This window comes from uncultured Shewanella sp. (genome assembly GCF_947497935.1).
Classification (GTDB): domain Bacteria; phylum Pseudomonadota; class Gammaproteobacteria; order Enterobacterales; family Shewanellaceae; genus Shewanella.
Map to the genome: position 1 here is coordinate 1 of NZ_CANMIO010000028.1, position 23,221 is coordinate 23,221.

13 protein-coding genes are annotated in these 23,221 nt (G+C 47.1%); 3 read left to right on the forward strand and 10 right to left on the reverse strand.

Annotated features, from left to right (window positions below; all coding sequences use genetic code 11):
- Window positions 1-112: 112 nt before the first annotated feature.
- On the reverse strand, window positions 113-646 hold the full coding sequence (gene mog, locus Q1A86_RS19655) for a molybdopterin adenylyltransferase (protein ID WP_012275189.1): 534 nt from the start codon (window positions 644-646) through the stop codon (window positions 113-115).
- Window positions 647-996: 350 nt separating this feature from the next.
- Between mog and Q1A86_RS19660 the strand changes: the two genes are divergently transcribed.
- Both Q1A86_RS19660 and Q1A86_RS19665 read left to right on the forward strand, forming a co-directional pair.
- Window positions 997-2,322, forward strand: coding sequence for a BamA/TamA family outer membrane protein (locus tag Q1A86_RS19660; protein ID WP_367277940.1), 1,326 nt, complete (start codon window positions 997-999; stop codon window positions 2,320-2,322).
- Window positions 2,323-2,345: 23 nt separating this feature from the next.
- Window positions 2,346-3,281 carry a hypothetical protein gene (locus tag Q1A86_RS19665; RefSeq protein WP_299810667.1) on the forward strand — a complete coding sequence of 312 codons (936 nt, stop codon included), beginning with the start codon at window positions 2,346-2,348 and terminating at the stop codon, window positions 3,279-3,281.
- A gap of 96 nt (window positions 3,282-3,377) precedes the next feature.
- Here Q1A86_RS19665 and Q1A86_RS19670 read toward each other — a convergent pair whose 3' ends face one another.
- On the reverse strand, window positions 3,378-3,848 hold the full coding sequence (locus Q1A86_RS19670) for an NlpC/P60 family protein (protein WP_299810670.1): 471 nt from the start codon (window positions 3,846-3,848) through the stop codon (window positions 3,378-3,380).
- A 150-nt stretch (window positions 3,849-3,998) separates the two neighbouring features.
- Between Q1A86_RS19670 and Q1A86_RS19675 the strand changes: the two genes are divergently transcribed.
- The gene (locus Q1A86_RS19675; RefSeq protein ID WP_220765604.1) at window positions 3,999-4,160 is read left to right on the forward strand and encodes a hypothetical protein; all 162 of its coding nucleotides are present in this window, start codon (window positions 3,999-4,001) and stop codon (window positions 4,158-4,160) included.
- Window positions 4,161-4,449: 289 nt separating this feature from the next.
- On the opposite strand, the gene Q1A86_RS19680 is transcribed toward Q1A86_RS19675, so the two are convergent.
- The 8 genes from Q1A86_RS19680 to Q1A86_RS19715 all read right to left on the reverse strand — a co-directional run bounded on the left by Q1A86_RS19680 (window position 4,450) and on the right by Q1A86_RS19715 (window position 23,011).
- On the reverse strand, window positions 4,450-5,595 hold the full coding sequence (locus Q1A86_RS19680) for an ABC transporter permease (RefSeq protein WP_299810675.1): 1,146 nt from the start codon (window positions 5,593-5,595) through the stop codon (window positions 4,450-4,452).
- Window positions 5,592-6,557, reverse strand: a complete 966-nt coding sequence (locus tag Q1A86_RS19685; protein WP_299810678.1) for an ABC transporter ATP-binding protein — start codon at window positions 6,555-6,557, stop codon at window positions 5,592-5,594. The genes Q1A86_RS19680 and Q1A86_RS19685 overlap by 4 nt, the downstream gene beginning before the upstream one ends.
- On the reverse strand, window positions 6,554-7,504 hold the full coding sequence (locus Q1A86_RS19690; RefSeq protein WP_299810681.1) for an HlyD family efflux transporter periplasmic adaptor subunit: 951 nt from the start codon (window positions 7,502-7,504) through the stop codon (window positions 6,554-6,556). Before Q1A86_RS19690 ends, Q1A86_RS19685 begins: the two co-directional genes overlap by 4 nt.
- A 163-nt stretch (window positions 7,505-7,667) precedes the next feature.
- Window positions 7,668-8,264, reverse strand: a complete 597-nt coding sequence (locus Q1A86_RS19695) for a hypothetical protein (RefSeq protein WP_299810684.1) — start codon at window positions 8,262-8,264, stop codon at window positions 7,668-7,670.
- 1 nt (window position 8,265) lies between these two features.
- The gene (locus Q1A86_RS19700) at window positions 8,266-9,561 is read right to left on the reverse strand and encodes a TolC family outer membrane protein (protein ID WP_299810687.1); all 1,296 of its coding nucleotides are present in this window, start codon (window positions 9,559-9,561) and stop codon (window positions 8,266-8,268) included.
- Window positions 9,562-9,573: 12 nt separating this feature from the next.
- Window positions 9,574-10,887: an HlyD family type I secretion periplasmic adaptor subunit gene (locus tag Q1A86_RS19705; RefSeq protein ID WP_299810690.1), complete on the reverse strand. Its 1,314-nt coding sequence runs from the start codon at window positions 10,885-10,887 to the stop codon at window positions 9,574-9,576.
- Complete coding sequence (locus tag Q1A86_RS19710) at window positions 10,884-13,004, reverse strand: type I secretion system permease/ATPase (protein WP_299810692.1); 2,121 nt, start codon at window positions 13,002-13,004, stop codon at window positions 10,884-10,886. Before Q1A86_RS19710 ends, Q1A86_RS19705 begins: the two co-directional genes overlap by 4 nt.
- On the reverse strand, window positions 13,001-23,011 hold the full coding sequence (locus Q1A86_RS19715) for an adhesin (RefSeq protein ID WP_299810694.1): 10,011 nt from the start codon (window positions 23,009-23,011) through the stop codon (window positions 13,001-13,003). The genes Q1A86_RS19710 and Q1A86_RS19715 overlap by 4 nt, the downstream gene beginning before the upstream one ends.
- Window positions 23,012-23,221: the final 210 nt, after the last annotated feature.

Here is a 23,221-nt window from a genome sequence, read left to right on the forward strand (position 1 = left end):
CTATTCATGAAGTAGGTACAGTAGGGAATAGCTGGGGCTATCTCTGAAAAATAGAAAGAGCGCGTCTGTTAGTAAAAGCGTGCCAAAACACGCTCTACTTAATCCAGACGACTTACTTGGCCTTAGGTCTGAACGGCTTGATAACTGACTCATCGCATTCTAGGAATGGGCCGTCCATCAGGTCGATGCAGTATGGAATAGCAGGGAACACGGCATCTAAACACTCACGAATAGACTTTGGCTTACCTGGTAGGTTAACGATGAGTGAGTCACCACGTAGGCCCGCAGTTTGACGCGATAGAATTGCCGTTGGCACAAACTTCAATGATTCGGCGCGCATCAGCTCACCAAAACCAGGCATCATGCGGTCACATACCGCTTCAGTCGCTTCAGGCGTCACATCACGCTTAGCAGGGCCCGTGCCGCCAGTAGTCACGATAAGGCTACAATTTTGCTCATCGGCCATCTTAATCAAGGTTGCAGAAATCACATCCTGCTCATCAGGGATCACCTCATAGATAGGCTCCCACTCAGAAGTCAGGTATTCATTCAGTACATCGATAATTGCCTTGCCTGAGAGATCTTCATATACACCTGCACTGGCTCTATCACTTACTGTCACAATACCGATTCTAGCTTTGCTCATTGTCTGTTCCTCAATCTGATCATGGATAAACTGCTTGTTTACAAGTTTATCGTGAACGTTAGCGTCTCTATAGCGTGGCGTTAAAGTAGCACAAAGTTAACGAATTAGACCCGATAAATCTGGCGTGACATATAAAAACTACGCGCCGATGATTTATTGGTTATGCACTAGCCCACACGCCCCCTGCGCTCAAAATACAGACACTATCGAATACATTTGCCGCAAACGAGATATAGCTCGCAATTTTTTTGATATTACAGCCTGTGGCAACACTTGTTTTCGGCAAATTCTACCGTACTCTTGCGCCTACTCAAATTCAGCCGAATTCATACCATGTCGAGGGACAATCTTTGAACAGCACTCCAGGCTTATTGCGCGTTAGTTTAGCGTTAGCAACTATGCTTTTTTCTCACCTTATCTATGCCGAGCAAATTCAGCAAACTTTGCCAACAAAGAGCAGCGAACAGCCATTCTTCAGTAGCCAACAGCAGGCCGAAGAACGCAGCCAAGCCTACGATAATGCTATCGATTATCTCGACATCAAAGAAGACGATTGTAGTACCGAAAAAGCTTGTGATGAGCTAAGCAAAGCTATCACAGATCTTGAGTACGCCAAACGCAACCATATCGACAAAAACGGCCTAGCCATGTTCGATATATTAGGTGGCCCAGCGTTCACTCCAGAAAACGGTATGATGATGGCGCTTGGCGGCCTGTATTCCTTTAAAACAGAGCGCGAGCAAGCAGACCTGCAACGTTCAAGTGTGTCTTTGTTTGGCATAGTGAATAAAGGTGACGGCGATGTGGGTTATAGCATCCGCTCGAAACAGAACCTGTTTTTTGATAACGATGAGATTCGTTACAACGGCCTATTTGTATTAGCCGACCAAAGTGAAAACTTCTGGGGGGTGGGTTATGACGCAGGTAAAAAGCAGGCGGCATCTGACGACACACTACTGAACAAAACCTCGCTTAGCTACCATGCAAACTTAGATTTTAAGAGTGACTATGGTTTCTATTTTGGCCCTGCACTGCGACTAAACTACTTTGAACCTGATCAAGCTAGCTTGCCACAAAGTGCTATTGATGATGAAAACTTCCAGCAATACAAAGATCAGCCCTTATCTATTGGTTTAGGCTTTTCGATCAGCTACGACAGTCGCGATGTCGCAGTTAACGCGTGGCAAGGTCAATTCCTTAACCTGGAGTACATCAGCTACAACCCAAGTTTCGGCAGCGATAATCGCTACCAAAAAGCACTTATCGACCATAGATATTACTTACCGCTGGGATTAGGCAAGGTATTAGCCTTTTACAACGCCTACCAATGGAGTGACGGCGATGTACCTTACTATGACTTGCCTACTCTAGGCGGCCAAGCATCACTACGCGGTCTCTATCAAGGTCGTTACCGCGACAGTGAAGCGATTGAGCACACGATTGAGTATCGCCATACCTTTTTACGCCATAACGGCGAATTGTCGGCTCACGGTATGACCTTGTGGGCGGGTGTTGGCTCTATTGCCGGCACCGACACTCACCTTTACCAAAAGCTTTTATATAGCTACGGCGTCGGTTACCGCTATGAATTACAACCAAGAATGAACGTGCGCGTTGACCTTGGGTTTAGCGATGGCGACAGCGGGTTTTACCTGACTTTTACCGAAGCCTTTTAATTAATATTCTGAGAAAAACATAAATGAACAAACACCTTGTGATTGTGATGCTACTTGCAGCTATCAGCCTAAATGCATGGGCTGACAATAGTAGCGACACCACTGATATTGAGCGTAAACAGCCAGCTCATTGGAGCCATTTGCCAATTTGGGGCGATAAAGCACGCGAGTTAGGTTACCAGCTACCCATTCCGGTTGGCCTTAATCTTTATTACAACAAACAATCTGTTGCTTACGATGCTAAGGACAACTTCAATCTTGGCCTAACGGGTAGCGGTTTGTTTAACAAGCTGAATGCCAATGTGGTGATCCCCGCCGATGACGTGATCATTACTGGTGAAGATGAAAGTATTCAGCTTAGAGCCGATGCTTGGGTGTTACCGTTTCTTAATATCTATGGTCTTGCTGGTTACACCAAGGGGCATAAAGATATTCTCGCCGATCTGAGTAATGCCGAAGTTATGATTAACGGCAGCGTCACTAGCAATGGCCTCAACATGGTGCTGCCGATTCCTATCGAGTACACAGCGTACAACGTGGGGTTAGGTGCGGTGCTTGCGGGGCAAGCCGAAGTGATTCCAGGCATGCATCCGTTTATTTTTACCGGTGTAGCCGCATTTACCAACTCGTGGACCACCACTACCGACAGTACGATTCAAACCTATATCGGCTCTATCCGTATGGGGCAAAGATATGATGTTGGCGGTGATAAACTGGCTTTCTTAGTCGGTTATAACTACCAAATGATCAATCAAAAAATCGGTGGTAATTATGAGTTCAAAACCGCACTCGGCGCACTAAATATCGACTATGACGTGCATTTAGTGAGCTCAGAAAGCCACAATATGTCGGTCAGCATGGTGTACGATTTTGGCCCTAAAGATGAGTGGAACGTGTTTATCGAGTACGGTTTCTTAAATTGGGATCAAGTGCTGCTATCTGTTGGTCGCCGCTTCTAACTGCCCCTAGCTATTAGTGTCCAGCTCTTAGCGCCTAACATATTGCCTCAGGATGCAAGCTCATGCTCGCATCTTGTGGCAATTACACCAATTGCATTACAACCTTCTCGATAACCAGTATTTTTGCTTCCAATAGCTATTATTCAGGCTAGAGATCATCACGCCCTGGCTAGTTGAGGCATGCAAGAATTGCGAGTCTGAGATGTAAATACCCACATGACGGGTACTCCAGCCGGTTTTGAAAAACACCAGATCACCGGCGCGTAGCTGACTCTTGCTGACGCTCTTACCCATCTCTTTTTGCTGCGCCGTGGTTCTTGGCAGTTGCACGCCAAAGCGGCTTTTAAAGGTCATCAATACAAAACCCGAACAATCGATACCACCTTTACTCATACCACCTAAACGATAGGGTACCCCCTTCCATTCATGATGCACTTGTATTAATTGGCTTTTTGCCTCTGCTGTATTCGACAGCGAGCTAGCCTTACCCGTGGTAACGGGCAGAGAAGGTGCACTGGAACAGGCACTGAGTAATACCGCAAAAAATAAAACGGTTAGAAATCTCATTTTTATCCAAAAATTAAAACGTTCATTTAAATTTTAACCCAGAGTTCTAAAAATAATATTAATAGTAAATAAATTTTCTTATTAGGCGATCAAAGTTGTTTTTTTAAACTATACATAATTAAACAGGCTAGCTAATTAATGGATAATTATATGGAAAAGTACTTTTTTAATACCTATAACCAAAGCAATTTTAACCGCAGTGACTTCGCTCTATGTAAAGTGACCGATGACGAATCCGATATCAAGGAGGAACATGCCCAAGCAGAGGAGCGTGAAGAAGAGACTCCCAGTTACATTCTGGGCTACAACTAGATGGCTAACGATTCAAATATTCGGCCGCGGCTCATTAGCGAACCTGTTCCGCTACCAATGACGCGGCTTAATTTTTTATAACTAGGATGGCATTTCTGTTCAATTTAAAAACGAATATTAACGCCTTTAAAATACAATATGATATACGGTTAAGATCTTAAAATTCCGGTTTTCAAATAACATCAAACACAGCCTAAAAATAACCCGCCATTCACAAGTCTGCATAAATCACCCGCCATTAAGCACAAAAGTTAAATATTAATTCACTCATTTGTAAATAAAGTTTGTGTTAACCAAGGTTCTTTTTAAATCGCATGGATGCCACCACAAGCCCGATCACCGTAAATATCGCCAACCAGGTAACATCATAAGTCATATCGATGATTTCAACATCACGCAGCACTACACCGCGGATCAAGCGCATAAAATGGGTCGCGGGCAAGGCTTCGGCAATATATTGCGCCTCTATCGGCATGCCCTCATAGGGGAACATAAACCCAGATAACAGAATCGATGGTAGCAGCACAAAAATGGTCATCTGCATCGATTGCAGCTGACTTTTAGCTATGGTCGAGATCACTAAGCCCAAAGTAAGACTCGCCATAATAAACAATAAGGTCGCCCCAGCTAACTGCAGCAAACTGCCATTAATCGGCACGTTAAAAACGCTATAGCCCAACCCAAGAATAATAATCACCTGCACGATACCAATAAACATATAGGGGATGATTTTGCCTAGCATCAACTCTATAGAACGGATTGGGGTGGTGATCAGCATCTCTAGGTTACCGCGCTCACGCTCACGCACTATGGCTGCCGAGGTAAACATGATCATGGTCATGGTGAGGATCACGCCCACCAGCCCGGGCACAATATTTACCGCGGTGCGCTGCTCAGGGTTATAAAATAGCGCGACCTCGAAAGTGGGTGTCATGCGGTTTGCAGGTAAGCCCAATAGCTCTGTTAGCGGCATGGCGCGCAAGCCTTTGATTGCCGCGGCCACCATAGTATCTGAGCCATCCACAATCCACTGCGCCACAGGGCGACTCGTTTCCTCATCGCTAGACGGCGGTGTGCCTAAACCCACGGTTTTATGTCGAACTAGACGCTGGCTAACATCGTGGGGGATCACCAATACCGCGCGCACTTCACCGCGGGCAATTGCGGCCTGAGCCGTTTCGACATCAAAAAAATGCTCGGTAAACTCCACCACTTGGGTCGCTCTTACGGTTTGGATCAACACACGACTTAAAGCGGTTTGGCTCTGATCGACCACGCCAACTGGAATGTCTCGAATATTGGTATTAATGGCAAAACCAAACAGCATCAATTGAATCAGCGGGATCATAATCACCATACCAAAGGTCATTCGGTCGCGCTTAAGCTGGGTCAGCTCCTTCACCACTATCGCCTGTAATCGATAAAGCGTCTTCATTGGCGTCCCTTCCCTGTGCAGGTGACAAACACATCTTCTAAGCTGGGTCGTACTATGGTGAGCGCATCGCGTGCCAATGATTGATTCTGGCTCAGAAAACCTATGGGGTCGTGACAACTGCTTTTGACTAAAACCCTTAATCTAGAGCCAAGCTGAGCGGCGCTGATCACCTCGGGGAGTGCCATCAGTTCTTGCTTGAGCCGCCTTAAATTTGTGGATTCAACTTCTACCACCTGCGCGCCCATGTTTTGCATCAGCTCATCGGGCGAGCCATCGGCGCGCTTCACTCCAGCTTCCAATATTGCCAGCTTATGGCAGCGCTCAGCTTCGTCCATATAATGGGTCGAAACTAAGATGGTAGTGCCCTGTTCACACAGATCGAATAGCTTCTCCCAAAAATCACGGCGATTCTCCGGATCGACTGCCGAAGTCGGCTCATCTAAAAACAGTAGTTCAGGTTTATGCATAGTCGCCGCCGCTAAACCTAGACGCTGTTTTTGGCCGCCACTCATGCTACCGGCAAGCTGATCGGCCTTTTGGTCTAAGCCATAGGTATCCAATAACTCTTTGATCCGCGCAGTTTGCTCTTTGCGAGATAAGCCGTAAATTTTAGCGATAAATTTAAGGTTCTCTTTCACGGTTAAGTCATCATACAAAGAGAACTTTTGTGTCATATAGCCGATTTTAAGGCGGAGCTTTTCAGCATCCCGTGGCAGTTTAAGCCCTAGGATCTCAATCTCACCGGAGGTTGGTAATAGTAGACCGGTAAGCATGCGAATAGCGGTCGTTTTACCGCAGCCATTAGGGCCAAGAAAGCCGTATATTTGGCCTTTTTCAACCTCAAAGTCGAGGTTGTCGATTGCCTTTAAGCTACCAAAATGACGACATAAGCCTTTAGTTTTGATGACCGGATGATTACTCTGGATGACCGACGGGATGTTTTTGATAACCTGCTGACTCATGGCATCTCCACCTGAGCAGGCACACCACTGGGCAGTGATGCAGAACTGTCGGGCAGTTGCACCTCGGCTAAATACATCAGCCGAGCACGCTCTTCTTGGTTAAGCGCATAATAAGGCGTGAAAGCAGGCTCATTGGAGATCCAACGCACCTTGCCTTTAATGGGATTGTCGATGCCATCGACATGAACGAGCAGTACATCGCCAACACTGACCTTTACACGATATGGCTCAGGCACATAGACCCTTGCAAAAGGCGCCTTGCCCGCTAACACCACGGCCAGTGGGCTGCCTTGGGTGACGCGCTCCCCCAGATTCCAAGGTAAGTTATCGAGAATACCATCTCGAGTGGCCCGAATAGTTAAGTCATCTAGCTTGTTCTGCTCCCCAAGCAACACAGCCTCTGTAGCATCAAGGTTTGCCAGCGCAAAACGTATATCCTCTTCTCGCGATCCAGCCACCAGCTCTCGTAATTGCTCTTGCGCACTTTCCAGGCTGGCAACACCAGAATCTCGATTAGCCAAGGCTCGGTCTAGATCGGATTGACTGGCGAGGTTGTCTTTAGCCATGCTGGCAATACGGCGGTAATTGGCTTCACTTTCTTGCAAAGTGGCTTTCGCACCTGAAACTTTAGCTCTAGCAGCGGCAATCTCTTCTTCACGGGCGCCTTTTAGTAACTTCTCATAATTCGCCGTCGCCTGAGCGACATCGGCCAAGGCCTTGGCCACATGTGCTCTTTGCTGCGTATCATCGAGTTGCACCAGCACAGTGCCCTTAGTCACCACGCTCCCTTGCGCCACAGGCAAAGAAACCACAACCTCATTGGTGGTCGCTGTCAATGCAATACGCTGACGCTCAAGGCTGCCTAAAGCCATAGATTTTGAGCCGCTATCGCATGCCATCAAAGTGAGAAAGCAAAATATCAGTATCAGAATGCGCACAGTTACCATCCTTAAGAACTCGTAGCAAAACCGCTGTTTACTTGACCAAGATACGCTTAATTTATGACGAATCAAGTCCGTTACTCGCTATTATTAAATCCGTTTTTTCCAACTGCAGATACAAAAAAAGAGCACCTAAGTGCTCTTTTTTTGTATCTACTGTTAAGCCGGTTTAGTTTTGCTTTGCGCGCTCTGAGGTATAGATATTCCACATCATGGCTGTGCCTGATTCTTCCCAGGTGGCAACGGCTACGAGGCGATGTTCACGGCCCGATACAGATTGAGGAATATGGTTTTGTTTAAAGTAAACTTCCTCTTTAATCGCAGTGGCGGGAAAGCCCTGCTCAACGGCAAGCTGGGTGATGTAATCCACTCGGCGCTTAGCTAACGCGTGATTATAGTCTTCACTGCCTTCGATGCTGGTATCCCCCACGAGGTACAATAACGGCGACTGTTTTTGAGCTAGAGTCGCAATAATGCCTCGCCATTTATCGGCTTGTTCCGCTGCTAGAGTGTCTTTATTGAAACCAAACATGATCACTCGAAAGTCTTCTTTCACAGTTACAGTGCTACTTGGACAACCGTCATTATTGATGACCGACCCTTTTGCCGTGCCGGCACATTTATCGCGAGCATTGATCACACCATCGATATCACTGTCGAGCAGATCTCTTGTCTGTGGCTCCACTGCAAATGGCGCAGCAGTTTCGGCACAGCCTTGCAGTAGCAGTAAGCTAATGACTATTAGTTGAGTCAGTAAGGTGCGCATATTACTTCTCCTCCGTCCAAGCTTCTGGGGTATCGACACGGAAAGACTCCATTAAATAGCCGGTTGCGTTAATAAGACGATAAGCGGCAATATTGTAGTTATAGTGCGAAGTTATATAGTGCTTACGGGCTAAGAACACCTCGACCTTAGCATCGAGTACATCGAGCAGTGAGCGGCGACCCAGCTCAAATTGTTTAACGTAACCCTGCTCAGCTTTAACCGCTTGATCAACATTTTCGCGGTAAAAGCCCCGTTGCTGACCAATAAACTCATAGGCATTCCATGCCAAACGCGTGCCTTCTTCAACCTGCTTCTGGGTGTTTTTACGAATAGCTAAAGATTGCTGATAACGCCATGAGGCGGCCTCGGTGCGGTCAGTCGTCGAGCCGCCACTGAAGAGATCATAGCTGAGCATTAACATGGCTCTGGCATCTTCATCTGGGCCTTCGATGCCGCCAATATTGTCATTTTTATTGGCTTGTAGCTCTAGGGATAAAGTCGGCCAAAAGTCACTTTTTTCGCGCTCATATTGGGCGTTAGCCGCCTGAGTATCGAGAATTGCAGCATCGATTTCAGGGTGGTTTTCTAGGGCAAGACGAATAGCATCAGGCAAGCTTGTTGGTACAAATTCAAAATCAGGCTGAGGGTCATGAAGGTCTTTTGGAAGCTGCCCCACAAGGTCGTAGTAACGGGCCTGCTTATCCATCTGATTGTTACGCGCCGACAGATAACCTGACTGGCTCGTTGCCAAACGTGCTCGCACCTGCGCAACATCTGAATCGCTACTCAAACCTTTATCTCTACGTGACTCAATATTTTTAAGCACTTCTTGGTGCTCTGTAATATTACGCTCAGACAACTCAACAATTTTATTGGCCATCGACAATTCAAGATAGACACGGCTGACTTCTAAACTCAGGTTCTCAGCATCTGAAAGCAGCCCTAGACGCTCGGCCTCTTTCTCGAAATCTAGCCGATCAATCTCTGAGGTTGTACGAAAACCATCGAAAAGAAGCTGTGATACACGCACACCTATTTCGGTACGATCCAATTCTGTATCGATACGCTGACCACTGTTATAGCGAACGTTTTCATAGCCTACACCACCGTATAGTTTCACCTGTGGCAGATAGTCTCCCACCGCCGCGCGTTTATATCTCACCGCGGCCTCGAAACTGGCATATTTCTGCAAAATTGTAGGGTGGTGGTTAATCGCTTCAGCCACAGACTCTTCAAGCGTGAGAGCCTGCGCAGGGGCTGATAATGCCAATATGGGTATAAGTATCAGTCGTCGCATCGTATCCTTACCTTATGGTTCGCGAAGTGCATTCGCTTTAGCGCGTAATAGAGGCTTTAGCCAATAATTTAAAACGGTTTTTTCACCGGTTAATATGTCAGTACTAGCTTGCATACCCGAAATAATCGGCCAGCCATTGAGTACGTTTTCTTCTGTTTTTACATGAGCTTCAAAATAGGTGGTGCCGTCATCTAACTGTTGAGCATCCGGGCTCACATAGATCACCTCACCTTTTAGTCCGCCATATATCACAAAGTCATAAGCGGTAAACTTGACGGTAGCCTGCAGCCCCGTGTGTACAAAGGCGATGTCTTTGGGGGCGATTCGAGTTTCAATGATCAAGGCGCCGTCTTGAGGTACTATGCCCATAATCGACTCTCCGGGCTCGACTACTGCACCGATTGAACGCACTAAAATATTGGTGACATTGCCGTTGATTGGCGAAACAATTTGAGTTCTAGCCAGGCGATCGGCAAGCGTCTTGATGCTCTCGGTAAGAGCATTGAGTTCGTTAATGACCTCGTTACGCTCGGCTTCCGCGCGACTCAAGAAGTCTAAAGCCACAGTTAGGTACTCAGCTTCGGCTTGATTCTGTGCCGCACGTAGCTGACGACCGTTTGCCTTCGATGCGGACAATTCACCTTTCAAACGGATCTCATCTCGCTCAAGCTTTAATAGCTCTAGCTCTGCTACCGCTCCCTCTCGCACGGCGGCTCGGGTCATCACGATTTCCTGCTTGACCAACTCCAAACCGCTAAGCTGCGCCTGAGTGGTGATCTGCGCTTCTTCTATCGCCTGCACTTTTTGCTCGATCACTTGCGCCGATTGCTCTAGCTGCGATGACAACTGTGATAATCGAGAACGAAAAATCGCTTTCGAGCGCGTACTCACCGCCACATCGAGTGCGCTAATCACCTCAGGATTAATTAACACCTTATCGCGCCAGTAATTCGCATTATCAGCAACAACCACGCTGGTGATCTCTGCATCTAAACGTGCCTTTTGCCGCTTAAGCGCTGCCGCCTGAATATTGGCCTCATCGAAGGCTGATGCAAAGCGCAGCTCATCGAGCAGTAATAGCGGCTCTCCTGCCGTGACAGACTGCCCCTCCTTAACTAATACCTGCTTTAAAATGCCGCCATCTAGGCTTTCAATCTGCTGCACAGCTAATGTCGGAACCACCATGCCTTCGCCTACCACGACTTCTTCGAGCTTAGCAAAGGAGGCCCAAACTAATGTCACCACAATCAAGGCGGCCACCAGCAAAATCAATTGGTTAGCTCGCTTAGCGCCTTCGAGATGCTTTATATGGAGACGGCCGCTCATTTCTGCTCTCCTTTCTGGCGTACATTCACCGCTTTGATACGACTCTTGCCCCGCTGACGCATCTCATCAGGTGTTTGCTCTTGAATGATCCGTCCCTTATCCACCACTAAAATTCGGTCACACAGACTCAGTAACTTAGGATTGTGGGAGGCGATAATCATTGTGCTATCACTGACCTGCGACAGGCAGGCGATAATTTGATTCTCGGAGCGCTCATCCATCGCGCTGGTTGGTTCATCCAGTAGCAGTAACTTAGGCTGACGCAGTAACACCCGGCCTAATGCTATCGCTTGACGTTGGCCACCAGAAAGCTGACGACCGAACTCGCCCACTTGGCTATCTAGACCACTTCCCAGTCGATCCATTAGCTTATCAATCCCCGAGCTGACAATCGTATTTGCCAGTAAGTTTTCATCAACTTTCTTTAGGCCAAATAACAGATTATCTAGCACGGTACCGTATACCAGCACCGGCTGCTGCGACATCCACCCCACCTGTTCACGAATATCGCTAATCGACCATTGACGTGTTTCTAGACGGTTATAAAACAGCTGCCCACTGCTGAGCTGGTACTGGCCAGCAATAATCGCCAGTAGGCTCGACTTTCCAGCCCCCGCGGGGCCAAGTAAGCCTATTTTCTCTCCGGGTTTAATCTCTAAATTTACCTCGGTAAATGCAGGCAGAGGCTGATCAGGGTAAGTAAAACTGGCATGACGCAATGCCACCGCACCATTAAAACCAACCGCTGTGCTAGGTTGACTGGCTTTAACCTGCTCTTGGGGCAATTCCAAGATGGAATTGACCGCCGTGATAGCCGACTGAGTCTGCTTAAACTTAAGCAGTAACATAGAGATCTGGTTAATCGCATTAGCCGCACGACCACTGAGCATAACGATGGCGATCAAGCCCCCCATACTCAAGTTGCCAGCGTGAATTTGATACACACCAGAGATAATCAAGCCAATAGTGACCAACTGCTGACTGTTCATTACGCTATGATTGAGGGTGTTAGAGGCTATTCGAGACTCATTCTGCCAATCGGCCAAGCTATTGACCGTGTCATCCCATATACGTTGTGCCTTGGCTTCACCGTTATTCTGTTTAGTTTCAACCAGCAAGTTGAGGGTTTCTATCAGGTGAGCTTGGCGCTGAGTCGACAGTTGCGAGGTATGTTCTATGGTCGCCATCAGCTTTTTTTGCATCACAAAGCTGACGATTAACAGCAGCAACATGCAGGCTAATGGCACCAACACCATATAACCGCCTAGCCAGGCAATCAGAGCTAAAAACAGTAGGGTAAAGGGTAGATCAACGGCGGTAACTAAGGTGGCCGAGGTGATAAAATCGCGGATACTATCGAACTCTTGCAGCTGCTTAGCAAAGGCTCCGGCGGAGGCAGGGCGGTTTTCAAGCCGCATACCTAGGACTTTAGAAAACAGGATATTCGACATCTTGATATCGACCTGCTTGCCCGCCACATCTGCTAGACGAGTACGCGCTTGCTTTAATAGCCAATCGAATACAATAGCGATACAGGCTCCGGTCGCTAGCACCCACAAGGTATCGATAGCCTGATTAGGCACAACGCGATCGTACACGTTCATGGTAAATAATGGCGTAACCAACGCGAGAATATTGATCGCTAATGAGCCGAGCAAGAAGCTGCCGTAAAAGGGTTTGACCTCATCGAACGCGGCTAACAACCAATGACGCTTAACCTCAAAGTGATGCTCTTCACTGCGGGCATCGGTGACCATCTTACGTTTAACATGCCAGCTATCTTGATAAAATTGTGCCTTAAAGTCAGCGACGGTTATCGGTGACTCAACCCCCTTGGCATCTCTGAGTTGTAATTCACCGCTGGCATCTTTGGTTAACAGACCGGGTTGATTTTGCTTAGAGACAACAATCGCTGGCAGAGCCATTTTAGCGAGAGAGAGCTTCTGCTCTATCGCTTCAATCCCCAGATTATCGCAAGCCTGAAGCAGATCATTGCCAGATAACCCCTTTTGGCTAACCATCTGCCGAAACAACACTTGCTCGCTATACGCTAGGCCGAGTCGTTGACAGAGCGACTCAATCACATTAGCGGTAACGTCTTGTTCGAGTATTATCATGGTTGCTGACTCAAGAGTGCCATTTCATCTTCTAAGCGCGATAATGCATCGTCGGGAAGCGCGGCATACTCCAGATCTTGGTTAAGGCTGCCCTTAAGATACTGCAGCTCATCGACTTGCCGTACACTCTGTTTGATCGCTTCAGAAAGCTCGCTCACCTCAAATTCGTCTTTGTTACCCTCCTCGACAGGCTGCATAGACTCGGGTTCAATACCCGAGTCTTCTCGCTGCGGCATCGCAAAACTGCTCGGTCCAGCCAAAAAGCTAGAAAAAGCGGCTGGCGGGACATCGACAGTAACGGTAATCGTTTCCACTATGCCATTGGCAGTATCCGTACCTAATACTGCAGTTGGGTCTAGGATCAGATTTAATATATCTCCATCTTGAGCACCTATAACCGTTAAGGTAGCGACGTCATCAATATCCACCAACCATTTATCGCCACTTTTATTACCCGCTGACAAGGTCATGGTCTCAGGCACACCGTATATCGTTAATATTCCCGTCTCATTAGTCGCTGGATTTTGCAGGGATAAGCCTAGGTCTAGTGCCACATTATTAATATCTGTCGCCAGCACATCCCCAACCTGAGTCCACACTGGCGCATCGACCTCTGGAGTGATCTCCACTTCAAAATTAAGTATTTCTGCAGCACTTAAATCGGTTTGAAAGCTCCCCAAAACGGTTGCGCTATCGATAGAGGTTAGCTCCAGCTGCACATCTAAAGTGCCAAAGGCCAGCTCTCCGGGATAGAGATCTATTTGAGTCAGCGGGCTCACGGCTTCGAGTATTGCGTAATAACTATCACTGCCAGCGTCATAGCTAAATGACACAAACTGGCTTCCCACCTTCACGCCTTCTAGATCCACCAGAGCTGAAGCGTCAGCCGAGGTAACAACAACCTTGATTGAAATCGCCTCAGTGCCATCAAACTCACTGATCTTGGCATTCAGATCAATCGTAATGACCTCATCCTCGATGCTGGTGTACAGGCTTTCAGGAGCGGCGATCACATCAATACCATCGGCAACAGGCGAAACGCCAACTAAAATATTGGCTGTGCTAGTGACAAAGTCTGTGGTCCCTAGTTCTTGAGTGATCGCTTGAATAGACAGTGGAATATCACCACTAAAATCTAATGGTGGCTGCAATACCAGCCCAGCAAGTTGCGCGGCAGTCACCGACCAGGAGTAGGTTGGTGAGCCATTAAAGCTGCCGCCATCAGTACCTTCGTTAGGTAACTGCACCAAGTTTGCACCATCCTGGTAATACAGCACGGCGCCACTTGGCACCCCATGAACCGTCAGGTAAATCGCCTCGGAACCATCCTGATCAATTAAACCTAAGCTCGCAGAATCTAAACCGGATAAATCAATCAGGTTATCTTCTTGCCCCAAAACTATTTGCGTATTAGCCGGTAATTCGGCGGCATCGGTTACCGGCGTTACCTCTATGGTAAAGGTATTTTCAAATGGCGCCTGATCGGTTACATCACCGCCGTTAATGCTGGCGGTATCTAAGCTAGTCGCAGAAAACCTCAGCCTAAAATCACCACTAAGGTGCTCTGTCGGCACAAACTCTAGCAGCCCTAAAGATAGATTCAGCAGAGCCATAGTGTTGCCAGTAAACTCCCAGGTATCGGTCGTGCCAGCCTTTAATGACCAAAGACCAGTACTATCACTAATGCTGCCACCATCGAGTAAAGTTATGGTGATAGGATTTGTGTTATCACCAAACAGAATCTGCTCAGAACCACCTGTTGTCGGTGTTGAGTCTGGGTCGTCAAATACTAAGCTTATCCCCAGTGGAATTGGAGAGTCCTCTAGCATGATGCGATTTGAGATATTTAAGCTGACTCCATCGGCTACAGGAGTGATTTCAATTTCGAGGCTTTGAGTGTCATCAATTTTAGTGTCACCACTGATACTATCGGTGGCAATAATACGGATAGGAATGTTCAGCTCACCAGCATAGTCTTCGCTGATATTATGTAGCTTAAGGCTACCAAGTGAAGCACTGGTAAACACATACTCAATGACGTTTTCCCCGGTTGCATCGTACACGGCTTTGACGTCACTACCGCTAAAGTATCCACCTTGCGGTAAATCTGAAGCTAAAACCCTAAAGCTGATTAGGTCATTGCTATCGGGGCTAAGTACTTGGTTGAGGTGACCAGAAAAATCGATAGTAGTATCTTCGATGGCATCGACTGGAGTTAGCTGCAATGTGCCAACGGCGGTCGCTTGACTATCTGGCGCATCTTGGCCAAAACGCACAAAGAAGTTGGTCTTAATAATCGCAGGATCATCACGGTCTAATACTCTCGTCTCAACCGTTATCTGTTCTAACCCCGTGGCAAACTCGCTAATAATCGTCGCGCCAGCAAGTAGATCCAGTGCATACTCTTGTACCGTATCGCTAGTCATGCCAGCAACCGGAATAATCCAGCGGCCATCACCATCATCTATGGCACCATTGGGGTGTGATACATACCAACCGTCCCCACTGGGCACAATAATGACCAGATAATCCAGTACTTCCGAACCATCAATATCACCATCAAAAAAGAGCACTTGCCCAGTCAAATCAATTGCCGAGCCATCGCTGCTCACTAGTGTTGGCTGTTCACTCACAAGATGAGTGCTAATATCCACAACTGCATCGACCACCACGGTAAGCTGGGTTGATACATATTCACTCACCTGAGTCCCTGTTGCTGATGTATCTGTGACTTGGTAGCTCACATCAAAAGAGAAGCTGCCATCGGCATCTTCAGGCGGCACGACTGCAAGTCGCCCAGAGTTCAGCAAGGCTTCTAAGGTCGGGCTAGTGCTATCAACTAAAGTGCTGACATCTAATCCCGCAACGGGAACCACAACCTGAGAACCATCTAAGGTCAAAATAAACCCGCCGGCTCCCTGAAATGGAATAATAAGCCCGGTAATTGTTTCACTACCATCAATATCGGCATTGAGATTGGGTGTGAAATCCAAAGGAATAGCTTGATCCTCAAAACCGTAGCTCGTCGTTGCTAAAGAAGCCGCATTGGCATCAATAACCGGAGAAATTTCAATATTTACGGTTAACTCATAATCAGCAGAATCACCGTCTAGTTCGGTGCTTTGGGCGAAGATGGTAAAGCTGACTTGGCCGCTAAAGTCCTCAATAGGTTTTAGGCTTAAGCTGGCTAACAGTGTTGCTGAAACACCATATACCGGTTGATTATTGATGAAATCGACAACGGGCAAGTTAACAGGGCTGCCGCTACCATCTACTAATATAACGCCATCGGGTAAACCTGAAATTCGCAGATCTAATGACTCAGAGCCATCATCGTCTGAGGTCACGATAGTGAAGTCTAATGGGATAAGTTGATCTTCTTTAAAATCAACCGTATTTGATATTACGCCGGTGTCGTTATCTATGGTCCAAACATTGCTATCACCATTGATAATAGGCTTGTCGTTAGCCACACCCGTTAGGGTAACCGTCACATGTTTCACATCGCTGTAATTCGGGTTAGGATGAATGATGCCATCGGCGGGATCCTGTCCATCTTGCGAAGTCTCTGTAGCAAAACTCCTAACAGCAATTGCAAACTCTCCAAGATTGGCCGAGCTTGCATCGGCAGCTGGGAGCAGCTTAGCCACGCCAGAGTCAACTTCAGTAGCCAGTACCGTCCACACATTTCCACTCACCGTCGCCGAAGGAGCATCGATAGACCAACCATCGGGCAAAGTTAGTTCATAACTTAAAATTTCAGAGCCGGAATTATCGGTTAATGCTCCTGCTATCACCGCCTTAAGCAAGATAGGTGCATCTTCATCACTGCGGATATTTTGGGTGGTTAACGTGGGTTTATCCGCGATAGGTTTTACATCTATGGTCACCGTTTCAAGAGTGCTAAGAGCGGTATCTTTATTGTCACTTTCGGTGGATTCTGCTTGAATGTTAAAGGTAAATTCCCCGGCGAGATTTTCTCCTACAGTCGCAATTAAGCTATCTAATTGAACCTGACTTATCGACATTCCATTAGTGATGACTACACCTATCACTGTCAGGGTTAGACCCGCGCTAATATTATCGATGACATAGGTGACCGTTTCGGAGCCTTGAGGATCTGAGCCTGTCTCATCTTTAGAGGTCGCACTGAGCTTAATATTGAAGCCTTCGGAGTCCTCGTTGACCGCATAAGTAAACTCACTATCTGCGTCCCACTGCGGAATATCTGCAACTGATTCAACGGTGATCGGTACTGTGGTGGTAACCGGGGGCTTGCCGGTAATATTTATCGTGATGACAAAAGCGGTGCTCGCTGTGGCATCAGAGCCGTCATCAATCGGTTGATAGCTCAGATCACCATTAGGTCTTGCGATTCGCGTCAATGGATCTTCAGTCAATAAACCATTAAAAAGGGAGAGAATGTAATTACCATCTGCATTCTTAGGCACCTCAATATCATTAAGCATTAATATACCGCCCTGCAGAGCGGCAGCATCAAATACCATGCTCACAACGAATTCGCTTTCGTCGATATCTCCAGGCCTAGCTTCAACGCCAAAAATGGTATTGGTATCTTCTATAAAATCGGTATTAAAGACGTTGATCGAGCCTTCTGCGTCTTTGGCAATAATGGTTAAGGTGTCGGTGGCAATATCACCGTCGGCATCGGTGATTTGCAGCAACACGTCTTCGCTAAACTGCAGCTCATTGTAAGCAAACTCAAATGTGGTCACAGTCGCTAAACCGTTTTCATCGACCACCAGCTCACCATATTTCACCGCAACGGGATTTGCATCAGTAAACAGCTCTATTGTCGCCCCTACCGCATAAGACACACCTTTGTAGGTAATGCCTGTAACTTTAGCGCCATCAGCTCCCTGCTCGGCAGCGTTAAACATCTGCACGCTATAGATCTCATTTACCGCCTCAAAGAACTCTAATGTTTTTGCAGTATCTTCTGGAATGTCATCTTTTACGATAACGGTAATGGTTTGTGCGGCAGATTTATCGTTATCAACATCAATAGCGTTCACTTCAAACAATAGGTCTAAGCTGTTTTCACCATCGGCATTAGCATGGTCAAAGGGTCTAAACTGCTTAAACTCCACTTTTCCATTGGCATTAAAGCGGATCTGAAATACCTGCTCCCCCCCCGTCTCTCGCGTGGCCACATACCAGCCGTCACCGTTAGCTGTGGTATTGAGTATGACTTTCTCGGTGCCGCTATAGTAAGTGCCAAAACTAAAGCTATCAGTCAGGGCTATTTCGGCAATGCTGTCACTGCCCGCCGATGTCGATAACAGCTGCGAAGTTGAGATGGGATTCGTGCTAGTGAGGATCCCTTCGTTGATATTGAGTTGCAACGGATCGGGCAGTATGGCGTTTTGGCCATCATAGATATCGACGGTGACCTCTGCCGAGGAGACGGTGTTATCACTGTCTCTGATGTAGACCGCCACCTTGAGCGTATCAAATAGATCGGCGCTACCTAGATGGTCAATCGACCCCAGTAAGTTAAAATCTAACGCTATCGTTGCCAACTGTCCGGGATCGATAGCCACATCGGCTGGCAAGCGCATAGTAAACACAAGCTTGCCCTCGGCTGTCACTGCATCCACCGAAGCCCCATCGTCTTTCACAAGCCAAAATAGCTTAGAGCCATTTTGAGTTAACGTAGTACCAGCGGCGTTTTTCACCTCGGCGCCATCGACCACACTAAATGACACATCAACTATCGGGTCTTTGCTGGCAGTAACATTGAAATTACCCGTAGCAGAATCATCGTAGGCCGTAATTGATGGGTTCTCACTGACGTTGAGGCTAATGTCGTTAATTGTTGCGGCATCGGCATCCAGTACCGTTACCGTCAAAGCCGCACTCGACACATCGCCATCAAAGTCAGAGATGAGCAAGCCAAAGTCGATATCTTCGCTAAGCGTCTGATCAAAAGCCTTGTATAAAGTGAAGTCGTAATTTTGATTTAAACTATCGGCACTAGGACTCCAACCTTCACTCAACTCAATGATATATATAGGATCGCTGACATTACCTAGGTGGGCGGTTAAGGTCAGCCCGTCAACACTTAAGCTATATTGAATATCGACGCCACCCGCTGTCAGCTTTGGCTGCAAAGCAGCTGTTGCAAATGACACCGCCGACACAGTATCGCTACCCACCAGCACATCGAATGTACCGCTTTGGGTAATGGAGTCACTCACCAGTCCCCCTTCATCGAAGGAGAGCTGGGTGATATTAGCAAGCTCAGGTGAATCTCCATCACTCACATTCCAGGTTAACGTCCCCTGCCGTATATCGGTGCCATCGAGATCCATCGCAGTGACATCGGTAATAATTTCGAGCAAATTGGTGCCAATATGATCCAACGGCGCCGACTGGGTAAAAATGGCATCGACACTCAGATCATCCCCAACATTGGTTGCTGTTAGCACGATAGTGAACACGGTAATCGGCGACGCTTCATCGGTGAAAGCCGTTAACGTTTTACCGTTATTCGAAAGAACAAACTTCAGCGCAATACCACTACTGGTTAGATTTTGATTTTGCAGATGAAAGGGAGTGAGTGCAGTAAAACGGATTGTGTCTGCCACTAAGGTATCTGAGCCAGCGGCAATACTGAAGGTTTTAAAGGTCACCAGTGGGCTGGCATCGATATCGCCCTCTTGGCTCGCACCTATCACATCACTCATTTCACCCGATGCGCCATCACCTACGGTAAAAGTCGCATTTGCCGTTGCCACGCTGCCATCGGAATCCAACACCGTATAGGTCATCTCTGCAACTTGTGCTTGTGTGTTATCAAGATTTTCGGCGACGACCAAACTCCAACTACCATTGGATTGAATAGTAATAGTTCCTTGAGCCGTAGCAATAATAGCTGGCATCGCAACTGACACAGGATAATCGACGCCATCATAGTGAACAGAGGTCAGTGTTAACGGCCCTTCGACTGTGTAATCGTTACCGAGTAAAGAGCCGACTGCAGCGGTATCCTCAATAACAAATTCATGATTGTCGAAAGCAAAGGGGCGGGCATCAAGAATATTGAGTACCGCGTAGGTAATAATTTCTTCGCGAGTGCCATCACTGTCGGTTTGCAGGCCACTTAAGCGAATGTAGCTCAATACGTTACTGTTATTCAGCTCATCCATCGGCTGGAACAAAGACACATTCAAGTCGGTTGCCGACAAGCTAGCAGTCATCACAACCTCATTATCGCCGAGGCGGATAAGCGTGAAAGACTGGCCATCTGCAGCAACATTGATGCTTAATGCCTGCCCCTCAGAGGTGAGAGTTAATAGTCTGCTCTGCTCCGCTGTTATGCTTAAAGTTGCATCAGGGATCTCGATAGGAATAGTGACACTGGTACTCGAGCTGATATTGAGTACAGCCTCATATAGCGAAGCAATCGCTGGTACAAATAGCGTAGGCATCGCATCGGTCGCACTATTACCCGATAGGTCGTCAACTTTGACATCGAGTGCCCATGAGTCTCGACGATTCAGCCCTACAACATCTAATCCCGTGAAGGACCAGCTACCATCCGCTTCAACAAGAGTGGTAAAGGTTAAGATGTTAGCCCCATCGCTCAGGGTCAGCTCGACTGTTTGTCCAGCCTCAACACCTGTGGTTATTCCGCTCAGTGAATTCTCAGCGCCATAGATGAACAACGCCGTATCAAAGCCATCTGGACCGGTATCGATATCGATACTAATTTGAGTATCGAGCATGGCATTGTTGCTACCGATTGCACTGTTACCCGCAACATCGACACTTTCCGCCCGTAGAGTCAGTTCACCATCGGCAAAAACCGATAAATCAACGCTCGAAACTTGCCAAGCGCCATTAGCAACAACGGTGTTAAAGGTTAAGGTTTTGCCATTGATATCAACCACAGTAACTACCACAGGTTGGCCGTCTTCAATATTGCTAACCGTGCCCGCGAGCGTCGCACTTGTCGACTCAGCCGCGTTGATTAAGCCATTATCATCGACTATTTCGACGTTAATGCTCGCTAAGCTATCTTTATCGACGGCGACATTGGCCTCAACGATATTACCTGCAACATCGCTAGCACTCGCGGTAAAGTCTAAACTGCCATCTGTTAGACTCGAAATATCCGCATCATCAATTTGCCAACGTCCACCGATAACCGTCGTGGTAAAGGTTAAAGCCTTACCATCTATATCCGTCACAGTAATAGTGACTCGCTGATTATCTTCAATCTCGGTGACGCCGCCCGACATATCCAGTACTAGCATCTCGCTGGCATTAATGACGCTGTCGCTACCCGTTTCAACTTCAATGGTAATTGAAGCCAAGATATCTACGGCAATCGTATCGCTTGCAGTGGCGAAGTTACCCGCAAAATCTATTAGTGAAACTGTCGCAGTCAAACGACCATCGGCAAAACCAGACAAATCAGCATCGGCAAGCTCCCATCCACCAGCTACGACAATTGTGGTGAAGCTACGTTCGTTACCTAATCCATCGCTAAAAACAATATTAACCGTTTGACCATCTTCAATATGACTCACGCTACCGCGTACATGGACGGCTTGTAGCTCTTCAACATTTATCACATCATCATTATCGACGAACTCTATCGTCACCGAGGCGAGTGTATCCTTGATAATCGTATTACTGCCTGTTGCAATATTGCCTTCAAGATCTGAGGTCGTCGCCTTGAGCGTTAGCTCGCCTTCTGCAAGGGATGACAGGTCTACATCATCGACAATCCAAGTGCCATTACGAATAACACTGGTAAACGACAAGCTGTTCCCTTGACTATCGGTCACCGAAATCTCTACAGGTCTACCGTCTTCAACGTTGAAAACCTCACCAATGAGTGTGGACGCAAGCACCTCCTCCTGATTGAGCAAGCCGTTATCATCAAGCGCTTCTATCGTGATGGTCGCAAGCGTATCTTTATAGGCTTGCTCTGTCGCACTAGCAGGGTTGCCCGCAATATCTAGCGCATCGACAGTAAAGGCCAGTGGTCCATCTGCAAGGCTTGAGAGATCTTTATCTACTAACTGCCATAATCCATTCACAACAGTCGTGCTAAAGGTAAGCTGCTGGCCATTAATATCTGTCACGGTCACCGTGAGTGCTTGGCCTTCTTCAATATTTTGAGCTGAGCCTTGCATATCGACACTTAGCACTTCCTGCTCATTGATTACTGTGTCTTCGCCACTATTTACTTCTATCGAGATCTGCGCCAAGGTATCTTTAATACTGCTATCGAATCCGTCGGTGGCATCACCAGGGTAAGTTAAAGCGGTAATGGTGGCGGTGAGCAGCCCTTCGGCAAAAGATTGAAAATCTAAGTCATTAATTTGCCACGCTTGCTGCTGAACTATGACCTCAAAGCTTTGTTGTTGCCCGAGGCTATCTGTCACGATTAGCTCTAACAACTGTCCATCTGCAGCCTTAAGGGCTTGACCAGATAGCGTGACACTTGGGGTTTCAAATCGGTTGATGTAACCGTCAAGATCAACAAATTCAACAGTAAGAATGATGGGGGCGAAGGAGTCTTGTTGGTTAGCGCCAAACTGACTATCAGTCTCCTTAATTAAACTGTCAGCTTGGGTGTTAAAGCCTGATTCAGCAATGACACTGTCGTTGTCTGATTGAACCAACTGATAAAAGAAGTTTAAACCTTGCTGCTCGCTATTTGAGTCACTTTGAAGATTAGAACTAGTCTGATTATTTAACAGGGGATCCGAATCAGAGTCAGTTTTGTCACCTTCGCTACCGATAATCTTACTAACATTCTGAGGAACGCTAACTCTGGTGCCATTTATAACACTATAGAATTCACCATTATCTGCCATCTCTAGCTGTTCGGGATTTAATGTGTAAGTGGGGATACCAGCCTGCATCTGATGAGGCAAGATCATCACCCACTGCCCATCAATGGTTACAGCCCAAAAAACTGCATCCAATTTCACATAATAAATCACCTTGGCACTTAGAGTCGGCATCTGAAAATATCCTTTTAACTTCAGTTACTACAGCATTTCGATAAACTATCGACGCTCTAGTACATATTGACTTTTGCAACCTTCTTTTACAAGTTTAATACAGCGGATTAACTTAAGAGCTAAAGAGAGTACGACCAAGTTATATAGCCAAATAGTCATACCGAGATAAAAACAATAAATTTGAAGTCAAAACTAAAGAGCCGCAAGAAT